Origin of the sequence: Actinomycetospora rhizophila (genome assembly GCF_042657905.1) — a bacterium.
GTDB classification, from domain to species: domain Bacteria; phylum Actinomycetota; class Actinomycetes; order Mycobacteriales; family Pseudonocardiaceae; genus Actinomycetospora; species Actinomycetospora rhizophila.
This window is the reverse complement of the sequence record NZ_JBHSKG010000007.1, coordinates 99,830-116,078: the sequence shown is the minus strand read 5'-3', so window position 1 is coordinate 116,078 and position 16,249 is coordinate 99,830. Positions and strand designations below refer to the sequence as shown.

The following is a 16,249-nucleotide window of genomic DNA, read 5'->3' as shown; positions in this document are numbered from 1 at the left end:
CGGGCCGGTTGCCGGCCCGATCGATGCTGGTCACGGGATCGTCGGGGTGTTCTGCGAGCCGGTGTCGCCGGGCTCACACCGGCCAGACGCCGTCGGCGAGATCGCGGGGCGGACGGCCCAGCAGCTCGCCGAGACGACCATGACGTCGCTTCCCGACGATACGCAGCACCGGCGTCCGTGCCGCGCCCGCCAGGGTGGCGCCGAGCCCGACGTCGCGACTCGCCGTGAGCAGACGGTCACTCGATCCCGGCGCGTCCGGGTCGAGCCCGAGCGTGTACGCCGTCCCGTCGAGCGCGCCCGCCGCCAGTACCCAGAGCCGCAGCCGCGGCCCGTCCAACTCGAACCCGTCGGGCACGTGCTTCATTCCCCCGCCGCAGGTCCAGGCCCGGGCCAGCCCCACCAGATCGGCCCGGAACGCCGTGCACACCTCCGGCCGCCCGTCCTCGGTACGCCGGACCTCGGCGGGCACCCCGCGTGCCCGCAGCGCGCAGCACAGGGCCCGCACGCGCCACGTCAGGAGCGGGTCGTCGGGGCGCTCGGGGCGGCGAGCGATGCGGCGTTGCCGGCGTCCCACGCCAGGATCGCCACACGCTCGCGACGGCGACACGCCGGCGTCGTGGGGGTCGGCGTGGATGTCAGCGTGGCGGCCTCGTGCGGCACGGAGCGGAGCGGGAGCTGCCGCGCCGGAGGCGAAATACTGACGCTCAACGTCAGGAAAGCCGCCCGCTCGCCCCATCAGCGCCGCGATCTCCTCGGGGTCGAGGTCGAGGTGGGCGAGCTCGTCCGGGTCGAGCGCGGGGGTGGATCCGGAGTCGTCGATCTCGAGCGTGGGCTCGGGCGTGTCGTCGGGCGGGGGCGCGTCCTCGTCCTCGTCGCCCTCGTCCTCCTCGGGCGCCGGCTCGGGCTCCGGGCCCAGGACGATCGTCAGCCGCGCCGCCGAGCCCCGTCCGAAGATCTCCGCACGTCCGGGCCCGCAGAGCAGCCCCTCCAGGTCGCCCAGGGCGCGCGGACGGGCGTCCGCCGACCAGAACGACAGCTGCCCCACGGCCGCGGAGCCTAGAACACGCGTTCGAACGGACGTGGGAACCGGCCGGTCCCCGAGACGAGCGAAGGGCCCCTCCGGTCGAGTAGATCGACCGGAGGGGCCCTTCGCTCAGTACGTGCTGACCCGGGTCAGGCCTGGGCGGGAGCCGCCGCGTCCTGATTCGAGTCGGCGATCGCCGTCGAGCGGCGCTTCGACACGTAGATCGCCACCGCGATCCCGATCACCGCGACGACCGCGATCGTGATGCGGACGGCCGGGTTGGCGTCCACGCCGACCGACAGGGCGACGACGGCCGGGGCGATCAGCACCGAGACCAGGTTCATGACCTTGATCAGCGGGTTGATCGACGGGCCGGCGGTGTCCTTGAACGGGTCACCGACGGTGTCACCGATGATCGTCGCCTCGTGGGCGTCGGAGCCCTTGCCGCCGTGGTTGCCGTCCTCGACGAGCTTCTTGGCGTTGTCCCAGGCACCACCGGAGTTGGCGAGGAACACCGCCATCAGCGTGCCCGCGGCGATCGCGCCGCCGAGGTAGCCCGCGAGCGGCCCGACACCGAGGCCGAAGCCGACGGCGATCGGGGCGAGGATCGCCAGCAGGCCGGGGGTGGCCAGCTCGCGCAGCGCGTCGCGGGTGCAGAGGTCGACGACCTTGCCGTACTCCGGCCGACCCTCACCCTGGCCGCCCCGGTACTGCATGATCCCGGGGATCGAGTTGAACTGGCGGCGCACCTCGTAGACCACGGCGCCCGCCGCGCGGGACACGGCGTTGACCGCGAGGCCCGAGAACATGAACACGACGGCCGCGCCGATGACGACGCCGACGAGGATGTTCGGGGCGGTGATGTTGTAGATGTCGCCGATCGCCTGGCCGGCCTCGCTGTAGGCCTGGGTGATCGCGTCGTTGTACGACCCGAACAGCGCCGTCGCGGCGAGCACCGCGGTGGCGATCGCGATGCCCTTGGTGATGGCCTTCGTGGTGTTCCCGACCGCGTCCAGCTCGGTGAGGATGTCCGCGCCGGCGCCCTCGACGTCACCGGACATCTCGGCGATGCCCTGCGCGTTGTCGGAGACCGGACCGAAGGTGTCCATGGCGACGATGACGCCGACCGTGGTCAGCAGGCCGGTGCCGGCGAGGGCCACGGCGAACAGGGCGACGAACACGGAGCCCGAGAGCAGGAACGCGCCGTAGACGGCCGCACCGATGACGATCGCGGTGTAGACCGCCGACTCGAAGCCGACCGAGATGCCGGCGAGGATCACCGTCGCGGCACCGGTGAGCGAGCTCGTCCCGACGTCCTTGACCGGCTGGGTCTCGGTGCCGGTGTAGTAGCCCGTCAGCGACAGGATGATGATCGCGAGCACGATGCCGATGACCACGGCGACCGCGGCGATGACGGCCGGGTTGCCGGCCGCGGCGAGGTCGCCGATGCGCTCGGCGTCGACCCCGGGCAGCTCCGCGAAGCTCGTCGGCAGGTAGTAGAACGCCGCGAGCGAGCAGGCGACGATCGAGATGATCGCCGAGATGTAGAAGCTGCGGTTGATGGCGCGCAGCGCGTTCTCGCCCTCGCGGGTGCGGGTGATGAACACGCCGACGATGGCGGTGAGGACACCGATCGCCGGGATGATCAGCGGGAACGTCAGGCCCAGCGTGCCGAAGGCGACCGAGCCCAGGATCAGGGCGGCGACCAGGGTGACCGCGTAGGACTCGAACAGGTCGGCGGCCATGCCGGCGCAGTCACCGACGTTGTCGCCCACGTTGTCGGCGATCGTCGCGGCGTTGCGGGGGTCGTCCTCGGGGATGTTCTGCTCGACCTTGCCGACGAGGTCGGCGCCGACGTCCGCGGCCTTGGTGAAGATGCCGCCGCCGACACGCATGAACATGGCGAGCAGGGCGGCGCCGAGGCCGAAGCCCTCGAGGACGCGCGGGGCCTCCTCGACGAAGATCAGCACGACGATCGCCGCGCCCAGGAGGCCGAGGCCGACGGTGGCCATGCCGACCACGCCGCCGGTGCGGAACGCGATCTTGGCGCCCTTGTCGCGCCCGCCGGGCTCGTTGGCCGCGGCGGCGACCCGGATGTTCGCCTGGGTCGCGAGGTTCATGCCCAGCGCGCCGATCGCCATGGAGAACAGGGCGCCGACGACGAAGGCGACCGAACGCCCGATCAGCTCGCCCGTGCTGCCGGCCGGCAGCGCGAAGAGCACCAGGAAGACGACGACGATGAACGGAGCGAGCGTCTTGAACTGGCGCGTGAGGAACGCACTCGCGCCCTCCTGCACCGCACGGCCGATGTCACGCATCCCCTGCGTGCCCTCGTCGGCCGCGAGGACCTGCTGGCGCAGGACGACGCCGATGATCAGCGCGATGACGGCCACGACCGCCACCACGACGACCACGATGTTGTCGCCGGCGGAGAACGAGATCCCCGCGGCGAGGACGGACGCTTGCATCCAGCCTCCCGGTTGGCACTTCTGCTCGACGCGCCCGGCCCGGCCTCGCGGCGACCTCGGCGCGTGATGAATACAGGCCACCGACCCGACGACACTCAGGTGGTGGACAGGTGCCGCAGTGTAGGAGGTGGGAGTCACCCGGTCGCACGGCAGTTCCCCCGGGCGCTGTGAGGTGTGTTTCTTTCTCGAACGAGAGCGGGAGTGCGGGGCCTGTGTCAGGGTCGGAGCGCGTGGGCGGCGGACACGGGCTGGTGGACGGCCCCGCCGCGCTGCCCGGCGACACGCGCGGCGCGCAGCTGCTGCGCCGGGTGCTCGCCGGCACCCCCGAGGGCGAGAGCCCGCTGACCCACGCCGAGATCGTCCCCGCCCGCGACGGCCGGACCACCGGGTGGCCCGAGTGGGTGCCCGAGTCGGTGCGGGCCCCGTTCGTCGCCCGCGGCGTCGAGCGCCCGTGGAAACACCAGGTCGCCGCCGCCGACCGCGCCTGGGCCGGCGAGCACGTCGTCGTCTCCACCGGCACGGCGTCGGGGAAGTCGCTGGCCTACCAGCTGCCGGTGCTGTCGTCCCTGCACACGGACCCGCGCGCGACCGCGCTGTACCTCTCGCCGACGAAGGCGCTGGGCGCCGACCAGCTGCGCACCGTCCACGATCTGCGCGTCGACGGGGTGCGCGCCGCGTCCTACGACGGCGACACCCCGATCCCCGAGCGCGACTGGGTCCGCCAGCACGCCAACTGGGTGTTCACCAACCCCGACATGCTCCACCGCGGCGTCCTGCCGCGGCACGGTCGCTGGACCACGTTCCTGCGCCGGCTGCGCTACGTCGTGATCGACGAGTGCCACACCTACCGCGGGCTCTTCGGCTCGCACGTGGCGCTGCTGATGCGCCGGCTGCGGCGGGTCTGCGCGCGCTACGGGGCGCACCCGACGTTCGTGCTCGCCTCGGCGACGGTGTCCGAGCCCGCCGCCTCGGCCTCCGTGCTGACCGGGCTCGACGTGGTGGAAGTCACCGACGACGGCTCACCGCGCGGGGCACGGGCGGTCGCGCTGTGGGAGCCGCCGCTGCTCGAGGAGGTCACCGGGGAGAACGGGGCGCCGGTGCGGCGCTCGGCGGGCGCGGAGACCGCGCGGATGCTCGCCGACCTCGTGCTCGAGGGCGCCCGGTCGCTGGCGTTCGTCCGGTCGCGGCGCGGGGCCGAGCTGACCGCGCTCGGGGCGCGGCGGGTGCTCGCGGAGGTGGATCCGGAGCTCGCCGGGCAGGTGGCGGCGTACCGGGCCGGCTACCTGCCCGAGGAGCGCCGGGAGCTGGAGCAGGCGCTGCTCACCGGGGCGCTGCGCGGCGTCGCGACGACGAACGCGCTCGAGCTCGGCGTCGACATCGCGGGCCTCGACGCCGTCGTCGTCGCGGGCTTCCCCGGGACGCGGGCGTCGTTCTGGCAGCAGGCGGGACGCGCCGGGCGCTCGGGCGACGACGCGCTGGTCGTGCTCGTCGCCCGCGACGACCCGCTGGACACCTACCTCGTGCACCACCCGCAGGCGATGCTGGGCGCGCCCCTCGAACGCTGCGTGCTCGACCCGACCAATCCCTACGTGCTCGCGCCGCACCTCGCCTGCGCGGCCTCGGAGATCCCGCTGACCCGAGACGACGTGGCCGCGCTGGGCGGGACGGCGGCGCTCTCGGTCGTGGACGACCTCGTCGCCGAGGGCCTGCTGCGCCGGCGGCGCGGGGGCTGGTTCTGGTCGCACCCCACCGACCGGCCGCACGCCGGCGTCGACATCCGGGGCTCCGGCGGCGAGCAGGTGGTGCTCGTCGAGTCGGACACCGGGCGGATGCTCGGCACCGTCGACCCCGGGACGGCACCCGCGACCGTCCACCCCGGCGCGGTGCACCTGCACCAGGGCGAGAGCTACGTCGTCGACGCCCTCGACCTCGACGAGGGCCTGGCGCACGTGCACGCCGAGGACCCGGAGTGGACGACCCAGGCGCGCACGGTGATCGACATCTCGGTCGAGGAGACCGAGCAGTGCGCGGGGTACGGCGAGCTGCAGGTCTGCCTCGGCTCGGTCGAGGTCACCGAGCAGGTGGTGGGCTACCTGCGGAAGCTCCCCTCCGGGCGGGTGCTCGACTCGACTCCGCTCGACATGCCGGCGCGGTCGCTGCGGACCCGTGCGGTCTGGTACACGCTGTCCGAGCCGGCGCTGCTGGCGGCGGGCCTGGTGCCCGCGCGCTGGCCCGGCGCCCTGCACGCCGCGGAGCACGCGGCGATCGGGCTGCTCCCGCTGGTGGCGACCTGCGACCGCTGGGACATCGGCGGCGTCTCGACCGCCCTGCACCCCGACACCGGGCACCCGACGGTCTTCGTCCACGACGGCCACCCCGGCGGTGCGGGCTTCGCCGACCGGGCCCACGAGGCGCTGCGGGAGTGGCTCACCGCGACCCGGGCCGCGATCTCCGACTGCGAGTGCCCGTCGGGGTGCCCGTCGTGCGTGCAGTCGCCGAAGTGCGGGAACGGCAACGACCCGCTCGACAAGGCCGGCGCGATCCTCGTGCTCGACGCGGTGCTGGGGCGGTTGGGCGTCGCCCCGGACTGACGTTGGCTCCGCCGCGGGTCGGGGGATCGGGGTCCGTCCCGACCCGCGGCGAGGTCTGGAGCGCCGCAGGCCGGGGAGTGGCTCGACCCGGCCTGCGGCGCCGTTTGTGGCGGCGGTGGGCGCGCGACGCGGTCGCGGGCGGCCCACCGCCGCGGGGTCCTCCCCCGGCCCGGACCGTCGGCCGGTCGCGACGGGTGGACCGGCGCGTCGGCCTTCGGAGGTCCGGGTGGGGTGACGGGCGCGCGGCGCTGGTGTGGCCTCGCTGGTCCGGCGTCGCCCCGAGGGGACCCGAAGTCTGTGGAGTTGTGGTGGTGCCGCCGCCGGCTGCTAGGAGCGGACCCCGGTGGCGACGGTGGCGAGGCGGTAGGTCGACCCGCCGCCGGCGACGGCCGGACGCTGGGCGACGGCCTCGGCCAGCGCGTCCTGGACGCGGAACGGGTCGGGCAGGTTCCAGCTGCACGCGGCGGGGCGGACCCGCCAGTGCGCCGAGCCCTGCGGGTGGGTGGAGGGCGGCGCGACGAACCAGCTGCCGCGGCCGTGCAGCACGATCCCGGCGCGCTCGGCGAGGTCGGGGCGCAGGGGCTCGCCCGGGAGGACCGGGAACAGCCACTCGCCGGTCGGGGTCGCCGCGATCGGCACCGGGACGCCGACCGCGCGCAGCACGGCGGCGGCGCGGCGCCCGACGGTGGCGGGCACCTCGAGCACGTCGAACGTCAGCCCTGTGGGCAGCAGGATCGAGTACGGCAGGCCGGACCACCAGTCGGCGATCTGGTCGCAGTCGGTGGACGCCCGGCGCGCCCAGTCGTCGAGCACGGGGCACGGCCCGTCCTGGGCGGCGTCCGGGCAACCGCTCCAGACCTCGCCCTGCGGGAACGTGCCCGGAACGACCGCCCAGCCGTGGTCGGCGAGCACCATGGCCTCAGCGCGGAGCTCCGTGCCGTAGACGGCGCGATAGCTGTCCCACCACTGCATCGGCTTCCTCCTGAACCGGTTCCTGCCCCCGGCGTGCTGTATCCAGTAACGGCCCGCACACGTCACTTCGCCACCCGTCATCGCTCATCGGCCGTGATCACACGCCGAGCGTCACGGTCGGCCCCGTTCAGCGGGCGAGCGCGCGACGGACAGCACGACGGCCCCCGATCGCCCACCCGGCCCGCCGCTCACCCGGGGCCGCCCTCCGCTCGTCCCGGCACGTTCACCTCCCGGTCGCCGCGGGTCACCCCTCCAGGACCGGACGGGGGTCCGGCGACCGCGACCGGACCCGCACGGGCTCGCCCGGTGGCGTCACCGGACACGCTCGGCAAGCAGCGGCACGGCGCCGCGGTGATCACCCTCACGGTCCAGCCCTCGACGGCGCACGCCACGAGCCGCGCGTCGTTGCCCGCCGCGATCTCCCCGGCCCGCGCGCAGGCCACATCGGCCCCGCGTACGGCCTCGCGGGCCCCGGCGAGCGCGGCGAGGTCGGCGGCCGCCTCGGCCCGGTGCCGGGCGAGCGTGGCCGCGCCCAGCTGCAGGCCCAGGCCCAGCAGGCACACGAGCACGCCCACCGCGGCGGCCGCGAGGACCGTGGCCGACCCGGCGTCGCCGACCGCTCGTCGACCGCCCGCCGCGCCGCTCACCGCGGGGCTCCCGTCGGTGTCGGCGGCGGTGTCGGCGATCCCCGCAGCGACCCCGGCAGCGACCCCGGCAGCGACCCCGGCAGCGACCCCGGCGGGACCGTGCCGGAGGCCGGCGCCGGGTCGGTCCCGGCCTCGGCCTCCGGCAGCCCGCCGGGGAGCGGATCGGGGCCCTCGGCCGGCGCCACCGGCGAGGGTTCGCGGGACGCCAGCGCCTCCGCGCCGACGCGCACGCCCGGGAGCGCCGAGCCCAGCGGCACCGCACGGACGCGGGCCACGACGTCGTCGCCCCGGACGTCGACGCTGACCTCCGAGCCGCCGGGGAGCAGCCGCTCCGCGGCGTGATGGGCGGCGTCCTCGTCGCCGCGCGCCGCGAACCGGGCGGCCTCGGTGGCGGCGTCGACGCAGCGCAGCTGGAGCACCACCGCCCCCATCGCGGCGAGGACGATGCCGAGCACCACGACGAGCGTGCCGACCGCGAACGCGGCCTCGACGGTGACCGACCCGGAGTCACCGATCAGAAGGTGCTGGTCAGCGCCCTCTGCACGATCTCGGTGAGGGCGCCGACGATCGAGTCGCCGGTGACCACCTGATAGAGGATCGCGCCGAACGCCGCGGCGGCCACGGTGCCGATCGCGTACTCGGCGGTCGACATCCCGGCGTCGTCGTCTCGCAGGTGCGCCAGGCGGTCGCGCAGGCGTGATCGTGCCGTCGGTGCTGTCATGGGGATCTCCTCTCCTCCCACGCCCCGGCGGGGCGGGCGGCCTCATCGCTGCTCCAGCAGCGGCCCGGCGAGGCCCACGACCACCGGGACGATGCCCAGGGCCAGGAACGCCGGCAGGAAGCACAGGCCGAGCGGCCCGGTGACGAGCACACCGGCGCGCTCGGCGCGGGCCTCGACCGCGTCGGCGGCCTCGGCGCGCAGGTCGGCGGCGACGGCCTCGACGACGTCGGCGACCGCGGCCCCGCTGCGCGACGAGCGCCGGGCGGCGCGGGCGAGGCGCGCCGTGTCGGGCACCTCGAGGGCGGGCGCCCAGGCTGCGGCCGGGTCGGCGCCCAGCGCGACGAGGTCGGCCACGCGCCCCAGGGCCTCGCCGGCGGCGGCGGGCAGCACCGGCACGACGGCGCGGGCGGCGCGGTCGAGCGAGAGCCCGGCGCGCAGGCAGGCCGCGAGCTGGTCCCACGCCCCGGCGAGCCCGAGCGGATCGGGGCGCGGGCGGGCCCGGTGCGCCCGCCAGCGGGGCAGCAGGGCGACCACGGCGACGCCGGCGGCCAGGGCGAGCACCCCGGCGACGCCCGCCCCACCGGCCAGCGCGGCGAGGCCGACGGCGACCAGCGCGAGGCCGGGCGCCAGGCCCTCCCGGGCGGCGCGCCGCGGCGGGGCCGGCGGGGCCGTGCGGCAGTGGGCCGCGACCGGGCCCGGCGCCGCCACGAGGGCGGCGGCCAGGGACACCAGGGCGAGGGCCACGCCGACCGGGACGCTCACCGGGTCACCCCCGCGACGATCCGCTCGGTCCACGCGAGCCCGGCGCACACCAGCCCGACGCCGACGACGAGCAGCGCCTGCCCGAGCAGGCCGCCGGTGAGCACCGCCCACGGCCGCGCGCCGATGCCCTCGCCGAGCAGCAGGCCGAGCACCGGCAGCCCGGCCAGCACCGCGGCGGTCGCGCGCGGCCCGGCCAGGCGCGCCCGCAGACCGCCGGCCATCCGGGAGCGGGCGCGCAGGTCGTGCGCCACGGCGCCGGCGGGCCCGGCGAGCGCGATGCCGTGCCGGTCGGCGAGCGCCCACGCGCCGGCGAGACGGTCGAGGTGCACCCCGACGGCCGGCTCGCGGGACCGCGCGGCACGCAGGGCGGCGGGGACGTCGCCCCCGAGGTGCGCGGTCGCCCCGAGCAGCGTCATCACGCGCGCCGCGGCCGGGTGCGCGTCCGCGCCCGCCGACGCGGCCGCCGCGGCGGGCGGAGCGCCGGCCCGGATCTCCGCGGCGAACGAGGACAGGGCCTCGGCGAGGGCGCTGGTGGCCGCGGTGCGCTCGCGCTCGGCGCTCGCGGCCACCCGGTGCCGGTCGAGGGTCGCGGCGAGCACGACGGCGGCGAGCGCACCGCCGGGACCGGCGGCCACGAGACCGAGGAGGGCCGCGGCGGGCAGCAGGACTGCCCGGCGTCGCAGGAGGCCCGACAGCCCGGGCAGGTCGCGCCGCGCCGGCGTCGCGGGCCGGGCGAGGCGCAGCGCCGCGCTCGGGGCCGGCCAGCACACGAGCGCGGCCGCGACGAGCGCCAGGACCGTGCTCACGCCGGCTCCCGGTGCAGCACGGCGACACCGGCGGCGACCGGCACGGCCCGCGGGGTCCGGGCGGGGACGAGCGCCGGCGGCGCGGGAGCCGGCGGCTCCGGCGGGTCGGGCGCGTCCTCCCACGGCGGTGCCACCCCGCGCTCGCGCAGCATGGCCGCGAGGTCGGCGCGCCCGACGGCCCATCCGTCCCCGCGGGTCCACGCCGGCACGACGACCACCTCGCCGGCCCCGTCGCGGCGCCGCAGGATGCCGACGGCGTCGAGGGTCCGCGCGCCGTCCCGCCCGCGCCGCACCTGGAGCACCACCTGGACCGCCGCGGCGAGCTGGCTGTGCAGGGCGGCCGGCCCGAGCCCGCCGAGCGCCGCGAGGGCCTCCAGGCGGGCGGGCACCTCGCGCGGCGCGTTGGCGTGGACCGTGCCCGCCCCGCCGTCGTGGCCGGTGTTCAGGGCCGCGAGCAGCTCGACGACCTCGCCGCCGCGCACCTCGCCGACCACGAGCCGGTCGGGGCGCATCCGCAGCGCCTGGCGCACGAGATCGCGCAGCAGCACCTGGCCGGCGCCCTCGACGTTCGCCGGGCGGGACACCATGCGCACGACGTGGGGGTGCACCGGCCGCAGCTCCTCGGCGTCCTCGACGCAGACGATCCGCTCACCGGGCGCGACCTCGCCGAGCAGCGCCGAGAGCAGCGTCGTCTTGCCCGACCCGGTGCCGCCGACCACGAGGAAGGCGAGCCGCGCGGCCACCACCGCGCGCAGCAGGGCCGCGCCGTCGGCGTCGACCGTGCCGGTGGCCGCGAGCGTCGCGAGGTCGTGGCGCGCCGGGCGGAGCACCCGCAGCGACACGCACGTGCCGTCCGCCGCGACCGGGGCGAGCACGGCGTGCAGCCGCACCCCGGAGCCCGGCAGGCGGGCGTCGACGTAGGGGCTGGCGTCGTCGAGACGCCGGCCGGCCGCGCTCGCGAGGCGCTGGGCCAGGCGGCGCACGGCGTCCTCGTCGGGGAACGTCACCGCGGTGCGCTCGAGCCCGGCGCCCCGGTCGATCCAGACCGCGTCCGGCGCGGTGACGAGCACGTCCGAGGTGCCCGGCTCGCGCAGGAGCTCCTCGAGCGGCCCCGCCCCGACCAGCTCGCGCTGCAGGCCGCGCACGGCGGTCAGGACGTCCGCGTCGCCGACCACCCCGCGCGCCTCGGCGCGCACCGCGGCCGCGAGCTCGCCCACGCCGGCCTGTCCGCCGGAGGTGACCAGGCGCGTCCGGACCCGGTCGACGAGCTCGGCCGGCGCGGACTCGGGCGCGGCGCTCATGCCGCCCGCCCCCGCTGCGCGCCCGCCTCGAGCGCGTCGACCACGGCCTCGGCGGCGTCCTGGAGCGGCCCGCGGCGCAGGCCCGGCACCTTGCCCTGGTCGAGCGACCGGCCCAGCCCGGGCTCCTGGTCGACCGAGGCCAGCACGTCGAGCCCGAGGGCGTTCGCCACGTCGTCGGCGTCGAGCCCGCCCGGCGCCGGGCCGCGGACCACCAGCCGCAGCACCGCCCCGCGCTCGGCCAGGGGCTCGACGACGCGGGCGGCCGCGGCGACGGCGCGGACCTCGGCCGGGACGACCACGACCACCAGGTCGGCGACGTCGGCGACGGCCAGCGCGGTGTCGGTGGGATGGCGCGGGAGGTCGCACACCACGACCTCGCCGGCCCGCCGGCCGGCCTCGACCACGGCGACGGCCGCGCCGGGATCGGGGCCCGCCCCGGCTCGGTCGCACGCCAGCACCGTGAGCATCCCGTCGGGCGAGGGCAGCGCCTCGTGCAGCGACGCGGCGGCCACCCGACCGCCTCCGCCGCCGCCGAGCGCGAGCCCGCTCCAGCGCAGGCCCTCGAGCTCCTCGGCGCCGGCGAGCAGGTCGAGGCCTCCCCCGAGCGGATCGCAGTCGACGAGCAGCACCCGCGTGCCCCGGGTCCGGGCGCACGCCGCGACCGCCACCGCGAGCACCGAGGCGCCGGCGCCGCCGCGCCCGCCGACCACCGCGACCACCCGCCCGGGCTCCGCGTCGGCGCGCGGACCGGTGTCGGCGAGCTCGGCGACCAGCCACTCCTCGCCCTCGGGCAGCGAGACCACGTGCTCGGCGCCCACCCCGACGGCGTGCTCCCACAGCGTGCCCGGCGGGTCGCCCCGGCACAGGAGCACGACGCCGTCGCGGCGCCCGAGCCGCAGCGGACCGGCGGCGCGCGCGGCGCCCTCGTCGACCAGCACCAGCGCGGCCGTGTGCCACCGGCGCCGCAGGCCCGCCGCGTCCGGCACCCGTTCGAGCTCGACCTCCGCTGCGGCCGCGAGCCGCACGACCTCGTCGAGGAGCTCCTCGTCGTCGGTCATCGCGACCACGCGCCGCTCGGCCGTGCCATACCTCGCCGCCATCGCCCGTGCCCTCCTCGCCCACCGCCTGACGAGGAGCACGCTGCCGTGCCGGGGACCGGGGCCGTGAGCAGCGACTCCGCGCCTGGGGACCGACCGAGGGGGTGGGGACAACCCACGCCCGTGCTGGGCGCCGAACCGGGCCGGACGTCGCAGCGGAGGCGCCCGAGCAGCCGTCCTACGCGGACGCCGCGTCGGCGATGCCGAGCCCTTCGCGCGCGCCGACCTGCCAGGCCTGGGCGCAGTGCGCGAACCAGCGCGCGAGGCCCTCGGGCTCGCCGGTGGCGAAGGCGGCCGCCGACGCGCGGTACTCCTCGGCCGCGCGGTAGTGCCCGACCTCGGGGACCGCGAGGCCCTTCGGGTCGAGTCCCGTCGCGACCGCGGTGAGGCGGGCCGCGGCACGCGCGACGACACCGGTCGCGGTGGCGAACGGCGCGAGGGCGAGCAGCTCGCCGTGGACGACGGCGACCAGCACCGGCGCGGGCACCGACGTCCCGCCCGTCACGAGCCCGGCGAGGGCGTCGAGGCGCTCGCCGACCCCGGGGTCGCGGCGGGGCCGGCCGAGGTCGTCGTCGGTGACCCCCGGCAGGTCGGCGGCGGCGAGCACGTGCAGCCGCGCGAGCGCCTGCCGCGGGGCCGAGCGCCAGGCCGACAGCAGCCCGCCGAGCGCCTCGGCCACACGCAGGGAGCCGGCGAGCACGGGGTCCTCGACCGGACCGTCGGCGGGCAGCTCGGCCGAGCCGCCGTCGAGGCTCGCCGAGGCCCGCGCCGCGCGGACCGACGCCTCGGCGGCGGTGGCGGGCCAGCCGCGCCGGTTGGTGCGGTGGTTGTGCACCCGGGTCAGCGCCTCGCGGACGGCGGCGGCGTCGTCGGCGACGCCCGGCAGGCGGGTGAGGGGCTCCAGCGGGTCGGCCACGACGGGCCATGGTCGCAGGACGGCCCCGACGACCCACGTCACAGTCCAGTAGACACGGCCGAACGGCCCTCGCGGCAACCGCCGGACGGACCTGTATCGGTCCGGTGAATCCATTTCGATTATCCGGTTCGCGAACGCGGGCAGTCCCAGGTCCACGTGATCCGCAGCACAGCCGACCGGAGTGGAGAGCAGCCCATGTCCAGCACCACCGAGATGCGCGACGAGCGCACCGTGAGGACGACGCCGGAACGAGCTCCCGCCCCTGCCGACACCACCCAGAACATCGCCGATCCCGGCCCGCTCGGCCTGGCCGCCTTCGCCCTGACGACGTTCGTGCTCAGCCTGTTCAACGCCGGACTCGCCCCGGAGGCCCTGGAGCCCGCCGTCCTGCCGCTGGCCCTGTTCTACGGCGGGATCGCGCAGTTCGTCGCCGGGCTGTGGGAGTTCCGCAAGGCCAACACGTTCGGCGCCACCGCGTTCTGCTCCTACGGCGCGTTCTGGCTCGCCTTCGCCGCCTACGTCCAGTTCATCGAGCCGGAGATGGAGGCCTCGGGCGTCCCGGAAGCGAGCATCACCACCGCCACCGGCATCTTCCTCGTCGGCTGGGCGATCTTCACGCTGTACATGCTGATCGCCTCGCTGCGCACCACGAGCGCGCTCGTCGGCGTGTTCGCCACCCTGTTCCTGACGTTCGCGCTGCTGGCCGTCGGTGACCTCACCGGGGCCGACGCCATCGCCACCGTCGGCGGTTTCGTCGGCCTCCTGTCGGCGCTGATCGCCTGGTACGCCTCCGCGGCCGTCGTCACGAACGCCACGTGGGGCCGCACCGTGCTGCCGGTGGGTCCGCGCAGCTGAGCGGGCATCCTGCCGGTGTGCCACCGGCGGGACCCTCCAGCACCGACGTCGCGGGTGACCTCGTGGTCACCCGCGACGTCGTGCTCCCCGCCGCCGCCCTGCGGTGGCGCTTCTCCCGCGCGGGCGGCCCGGGCGGGCAGGGCGTCAACACCACCGACTCGCGGGTCGAACTGTCGGTCGACCTCGGTGAGGCACCGCTCCGGGACGCCGACCGCGACCGGCTGCTCGCGCGCCTCGCCGGCCGCCTGCACGACGGCGTCCTGACCGTCGTCGCCGCCGACGACCGCTCCCAGCGACGCAACCGCCGGTCCGCCCGCGAGCGTCTCGCCGCCCTGATCCGCGACGCGCTGGCCCCCGATCCCCCGGACCGCCGCCCCACCGCACCCTCCCGCTCGGCGCGTCGACGACGCCTCGAGAGCAAGCGTCGTCAGGGCGCGGTGAAGGCCCTGCGCCGTCGTCCGACGGGCGAGTAGCCCCCTTCGGGGGAACCGGCGGAGTACGCACCGGCGCTGAAGGGAAGACCCGGGCCGAGCGTGATCAGCGCGCGGCACACCGTGTGGCGCGGAGTACCGCCGGTGACGTGGCACGATGACCGACCTCAGCACCCCGCTCGCCGATCCGACCCGAGCGACCGAACACCGCCAGGAGCGCCCGTGACCCGCCCCGAGCAGCCGGCCAGCGGCTCGTCGACCCCGCCGGTCGTCCCCTCGATCCCCCTCCACGCCGAGCCCGTGCGCCAGGACGGCGACGCCTCCGTCGGCTCGCTGGTGAAGGAGGTCACGACCCACGTCTCGACCCTCGTGCGGGCCGAGGTCGAGCTCGCCAAGACCGAGATCACCGCCGAGGTGAAGAAGGGGGTGCAGGGCAGCGTCTTCTTCGTCGTGGCCGGCGTCGTCGCCCTGTTCAGCCTCTTCTTCTTCTTCATCGCGGTGTCCGAGGCCTTCAACCTCATCTGGCCGACCCAGCAGTGGGCGGGCTACGCGGTCACCTTCGGGCTGATGATCGTCGTCGCCGGCATCGCGGGCCTCCTGGGCTACCTCAAGGTGCGCAAGATCAAGGCGCCGGAGCGGACCATCGAGTCCGCCAAGGAGTCGGTCGCGGTGTTCAGCCGCGGCCGCAGCGACGCCGCCTGAGCGCCGTCGCGGGGTCCGACATCCCGGGCCCCTGGAGCCACCGGACGGTCTCGGCCAACGGCGTGCAGCTGCACGTGGCCGAGGCCGGGCCGGAGTCCGGGCCGCTGGTGCTGCTGCTGCACGGGTTCCCCGGCTTCTGGTGGGCCTGGCGCCACCAGCTGCCCGCGCTCGCCGCCGCCGGGTTCCGGGTCGCCGCCGCGGACCTGCGCGGCTACGGCGACTCCGACCGGCCGCCCCGCGGCTACGACCTGTGGACGCTCGCCGGTGACGCCGCCGGTCTCGTCCGGTCGCTCGGGGCGCGGGAGGCGACGGTCGTCGGTCACGGCTGGGGCGGGGCCGTCGCCTGGACGCTGGCCACGCTGCGCCCGGGGGTCGTGTCCCGCCTGGGCGTCGTCGCCGCGCCGCACCCGCTGGCGCTGCGGGCCGCGGCCCGCCGTCGGCCCTGGGGCCCGGCGCTGCGCACCCTCATGTCGCTGCAGCCGCCGCGGCTGCCCGAGCGGCGGGTGCGCCGGGACGGGGGCGCCTGGGTCGCCGAGCTGCTGCGCACCGGCTCCGGGCCCGGCTGGGCCGCCGCGCCCGAGTTCGCCGAGGTCGCCGCGCACCACCGCGCCGCGATGCTCCTGCCCCGCGTGTCGCACACCGCGGTCGAGGGCTTCCGCTGGAGCGTGCGCTCGCAGTTCCGGCCCGACGGGGCGCGCTACGCCGCCGCGATGGACCGCCGCGTCACCGTGCCCGTGCTGCAGGTCCACGGCGGCGCCGACCCGTGGGTGCCCGACCGGGTCGCCCGCGCCTCGGCCCGCTGGTGCGACGCCGGGCACCGGCACCGGACCCTCGAGCGCGTCGGGCACTTCCCGCACCAGGAGGCGCCGCAGCACGTCACGGACGCGTTGCTGGACTTCCTCGACGACGGGTGATCGTGGGGCGTTTCCTGACGTTGAACGTCAGCGTGGCCGCCA

General features: G+C 76.8%; 16 protein-coding genes. 5 read left to right on the top strand and 11 right to left on the bottom strand.

Annotated features, from left to right (window positions below):
- Nucleotides 1–73: 73 nt before the first annotated feature.
- Entirely contained in the window at nt 74–1,045 is a 972-nt protein-coding gene (locus ACFPK1_RS15120) for a hypothetical protein (RefSeq protein WP_378021752.1), read from the bottom strand.
- 128 nt (nt 1,046–1,173) lie between these two features.
- A complete protein-coding gene (locus ACFPK1_RS15115; protein ID WP_378021751.1) occupies nt 1,174–3,492 on the bottom strand; it encodes a sodium-translocating pyrophosphatase in 2,319 nt (772 codons plus the stop codon).
- Between the two features lie 230 nt (nt 3,493–3,722).
- Here ACFPK1_RS15115 and ACFPK1_RS15110 point away from each other — a divergent pair, with 230 nt between their 5' ends.
- Entirely contained in the window at nt 3,723–6,083 is a 2,361-nt protein-coding gene (locus ACFPK1_RS15110; protein ID WP_378021750.1) for a DEAD/DEAH box helicase, read from the top strand.
- 327 nt (nt 6,084–6,410) lie between these two features.
- Here the strand turns inward: ACFPK1_RS15110 and ACFPK1_RS15105 are convergent, their stop codons facing one another.
- The 9 genes from ACFPK1_RS15105 to ACFPK1_RS15065 all read right to left on the bottom strand — a co-directional run bounded on the left by ACFPK1_RS15105 (nt 6,411) and on the right by ACFPK1_RS15065 (nt 13,305).
- Nucleotides 6,411–7,055 carry a bifunctional DNA primase/polymerase gene (locus tag ACFPK1_RS15105; RefSeq protein ID WP_378021749.1) on the bottom strand — a complete coding sequence of 215 codons (645 nt, stop codon included), beginning with the start codon at nt 7,053–7,055 and terminating at the stop codon, nt 6,411–6,413.
- A 188-nt stretch (nt 7,056–7,243) separates the two neighbouring features.
- On the bottom strand, nt 7,244–7,702 hold the full coding sequence (locus ACFPK1_RS15100) for an Rv3654c family TadE-like protein (RefSeq protein WP_378021748.1): 459 nt from the start codon (nt 7,700–7,702) through the stop codon (nt 7,244–7,246).
- The gene (locus ACFPK1_RS15095) at nt 7,699–8,217 is read right to left on the bottom strand and encodes a TadE family type IV pilus minor pilin (protein WP_378021927.1); all 519 of its coding nucleotides are present in this window, start codon (nt 8,215–8,217) and stop codon (nt 7,699–7,701) included. The genes ACFPK1_RS15100 and ACFPK1_RS15095 overlap by 4 nt, the downstream gene beginning before the upstream one ends.
- Nucleotides 8,217–8,423, bottom strand: a complete 207-nt coding sequence (locus ACFPK1_RS15090; RefSeq protein ID WP_378021747.1) for a DUF4244 domain-containing protein — start codon at nt 8,421–8,423, stop codon at nt 8,217–8,219. Before ACFPK1_RS15090 ends, ACFPK1_RS15095 begins: the two co-directional genes overlap by 1 nt.
- A gap of 42 nt (nt 8,424–8,465) precedes the next feature.
- The gene (locus tag ACFPK1_RS15085) at nt 8,466–9,185 is read right to left on the bottom strand and encodes a type II secretion system F family protein (RefSeq protein ID WP_378021746.1); all 720 of its coding nucleotides are present in this window, start codon (nt 9,183–9,185) and stop codon (nt 8,466–8,468) included.
- A complete protein-coding gene (locus ACFPK1_RS15080) occupies nt 9,182–9,991 on the bottom strand; it encodes a type II secretion system F family protein (protein WP_378021745.1) in 810 nt (269 codons plus the stop codon). Before ACFPK1_RS15080 ends, ACFPK1_RS15085 begins: the two co-directional genes overlap by 4 nt.
- A complete protein-coding gene (locus tag ACFPK1_RS15075) occupies nt 9,988–11,292 on the bottom strand; it encodes a TadA family conjugal transfer-associated ATPase (protein ID WP_378021744.1) in 1,305 nt (434 codons plus the stop codon). The genes ACFPK1_RS15080 and ACFPK1_RS15075 overlap by 4 nt, the downstream gene beginning before the upstream one ends.
- A complete protein-coding gene (ssd, locus tag ACFPK1_RS15070; RefSeq protein ID WP_378021743.1) occupies nt 11,289–12,392 on the bottom strand; it encodes a septum site-determining protein Ssd in 1,104 nt (367 codons plus the stop codon). The genes ACFPK1_RS15075 and ssd overlap by 4 nt, the downstream gene beginning before the upstream one ends.
- Before the next feature lie 175 nt (nt 12,393–12,567).
- A complete protein-coding gene (locus ACFPK1_RS15065) occupies nt 12,568–13,305 on the bottom strand; it encodes an oxidoreductase (protein WP_378021742.1) in 738 nt (245 codons plus the stop codon).
- A gap of 195 nt (nt 13,306–13,500) precedes the next feature.
- Between ACFPK1_RS15065 and ACFPK1_RS15060 the strand changes: the two genes are divergently transcribed.
- From ACFPK1_RS15060 to ACFPK1_RS15045, 4 genes are all read left to right on the top strand, one after another.
- A complete protein-coding gene (locus ACFPK1_RS15060; RefSeq protein ID WP_378021741.1) occupies nt 13,501–14,160 on the top strand; it encodes an acetate uptake transporter in 660 nt (219 codons plus the stop codon).
- Nucleotides 14,161–14,177: 17 nt separating this feature from the next.
- On the top strand, nt 14,178–14,633 hold the full coding sequence (gene arfB / locus ACFPK1_RS15055; protein ID WP_378021740.1) for an alternative ribosome rescue aminoacyl-tRNA hydrolase ArfB: 456 nt from the start codon (nt 14,178–14,180) through the stop codon (nt 14,631–14,633).
- Between the two features lie 180 nt (nt 14,634–14,813).
- Nucleotides 14,814–15,293, top strand: coding sequence for a phage holin family protein (locus ACFPK1_RS15050; protein WP_378021739.1), 480 nt, complete (start codon nt 14,814–14,816; stop codon nt 15,291–15,293).
- 62 nt (nt 15,294–15,355) lie between these two features.
- Nucleotides 15,356–16,207, top strand: a complete 852-nt coding sequence (locus ACFPK1_RS15045) for an alpha/beta fold hydrolase (RefSeq protein WP_378021738.1) — start codon at nt 15,356–15,358, stop codon at nt 16,205–16,207.
- The last annotated feature ends 42 nt before the right edge of the window (nt 16,208–16,249 follow it).

Excerpts from the sequence above, each read along its gene's own strand:
- ACFPK1_RS15115 (WP_378021751.1), bottom strand. The coding sequence starts at position 3,492 with ATGCAAGCGTCCGTCCTCGCCGCGGGGATCTCGTTCTCCGCCGGCGAC.
- ACFPK1_RS15105 (WP_378021749.1), bottom strand. The coding sequence starts at position 7,055 with ATGCAGTGGTGGGACAGCTATCGCGCCGTCTACGGCACGGAGCTCCGC.
- ACFPK1_RS15090 (WP_378021747.1), bottom strand. The coding sequence starts at position 8,423 with ATGACAGCACCGACGGCACGATCACGCCTGCGCGACCGCCTGGCGCAC.
- ACFPK1_RS15075 (WP_378021744.1), bottom strand. The coding sequence starts at position 11,292 with ATGAGCGCCGCGCCCGAGTCCGCGCCGGCCGAGCTCGTCGACCGGGTC.
- ssd (WP_378021743.1), bottom strand. The coding sequence starts at position 12,392 with ATGGCGGCGAGGTATGGCACGGCCGAGCGGCGCGTGGTCGCGATGACC.
- ACFPK1_RS15060 (WP_378021741.1), top strand. The coding sequence starts at position 13,501 with ATGTCCAGCACCACCGAGATGCGCGACGAGCGCACCGTGAGGACGACG.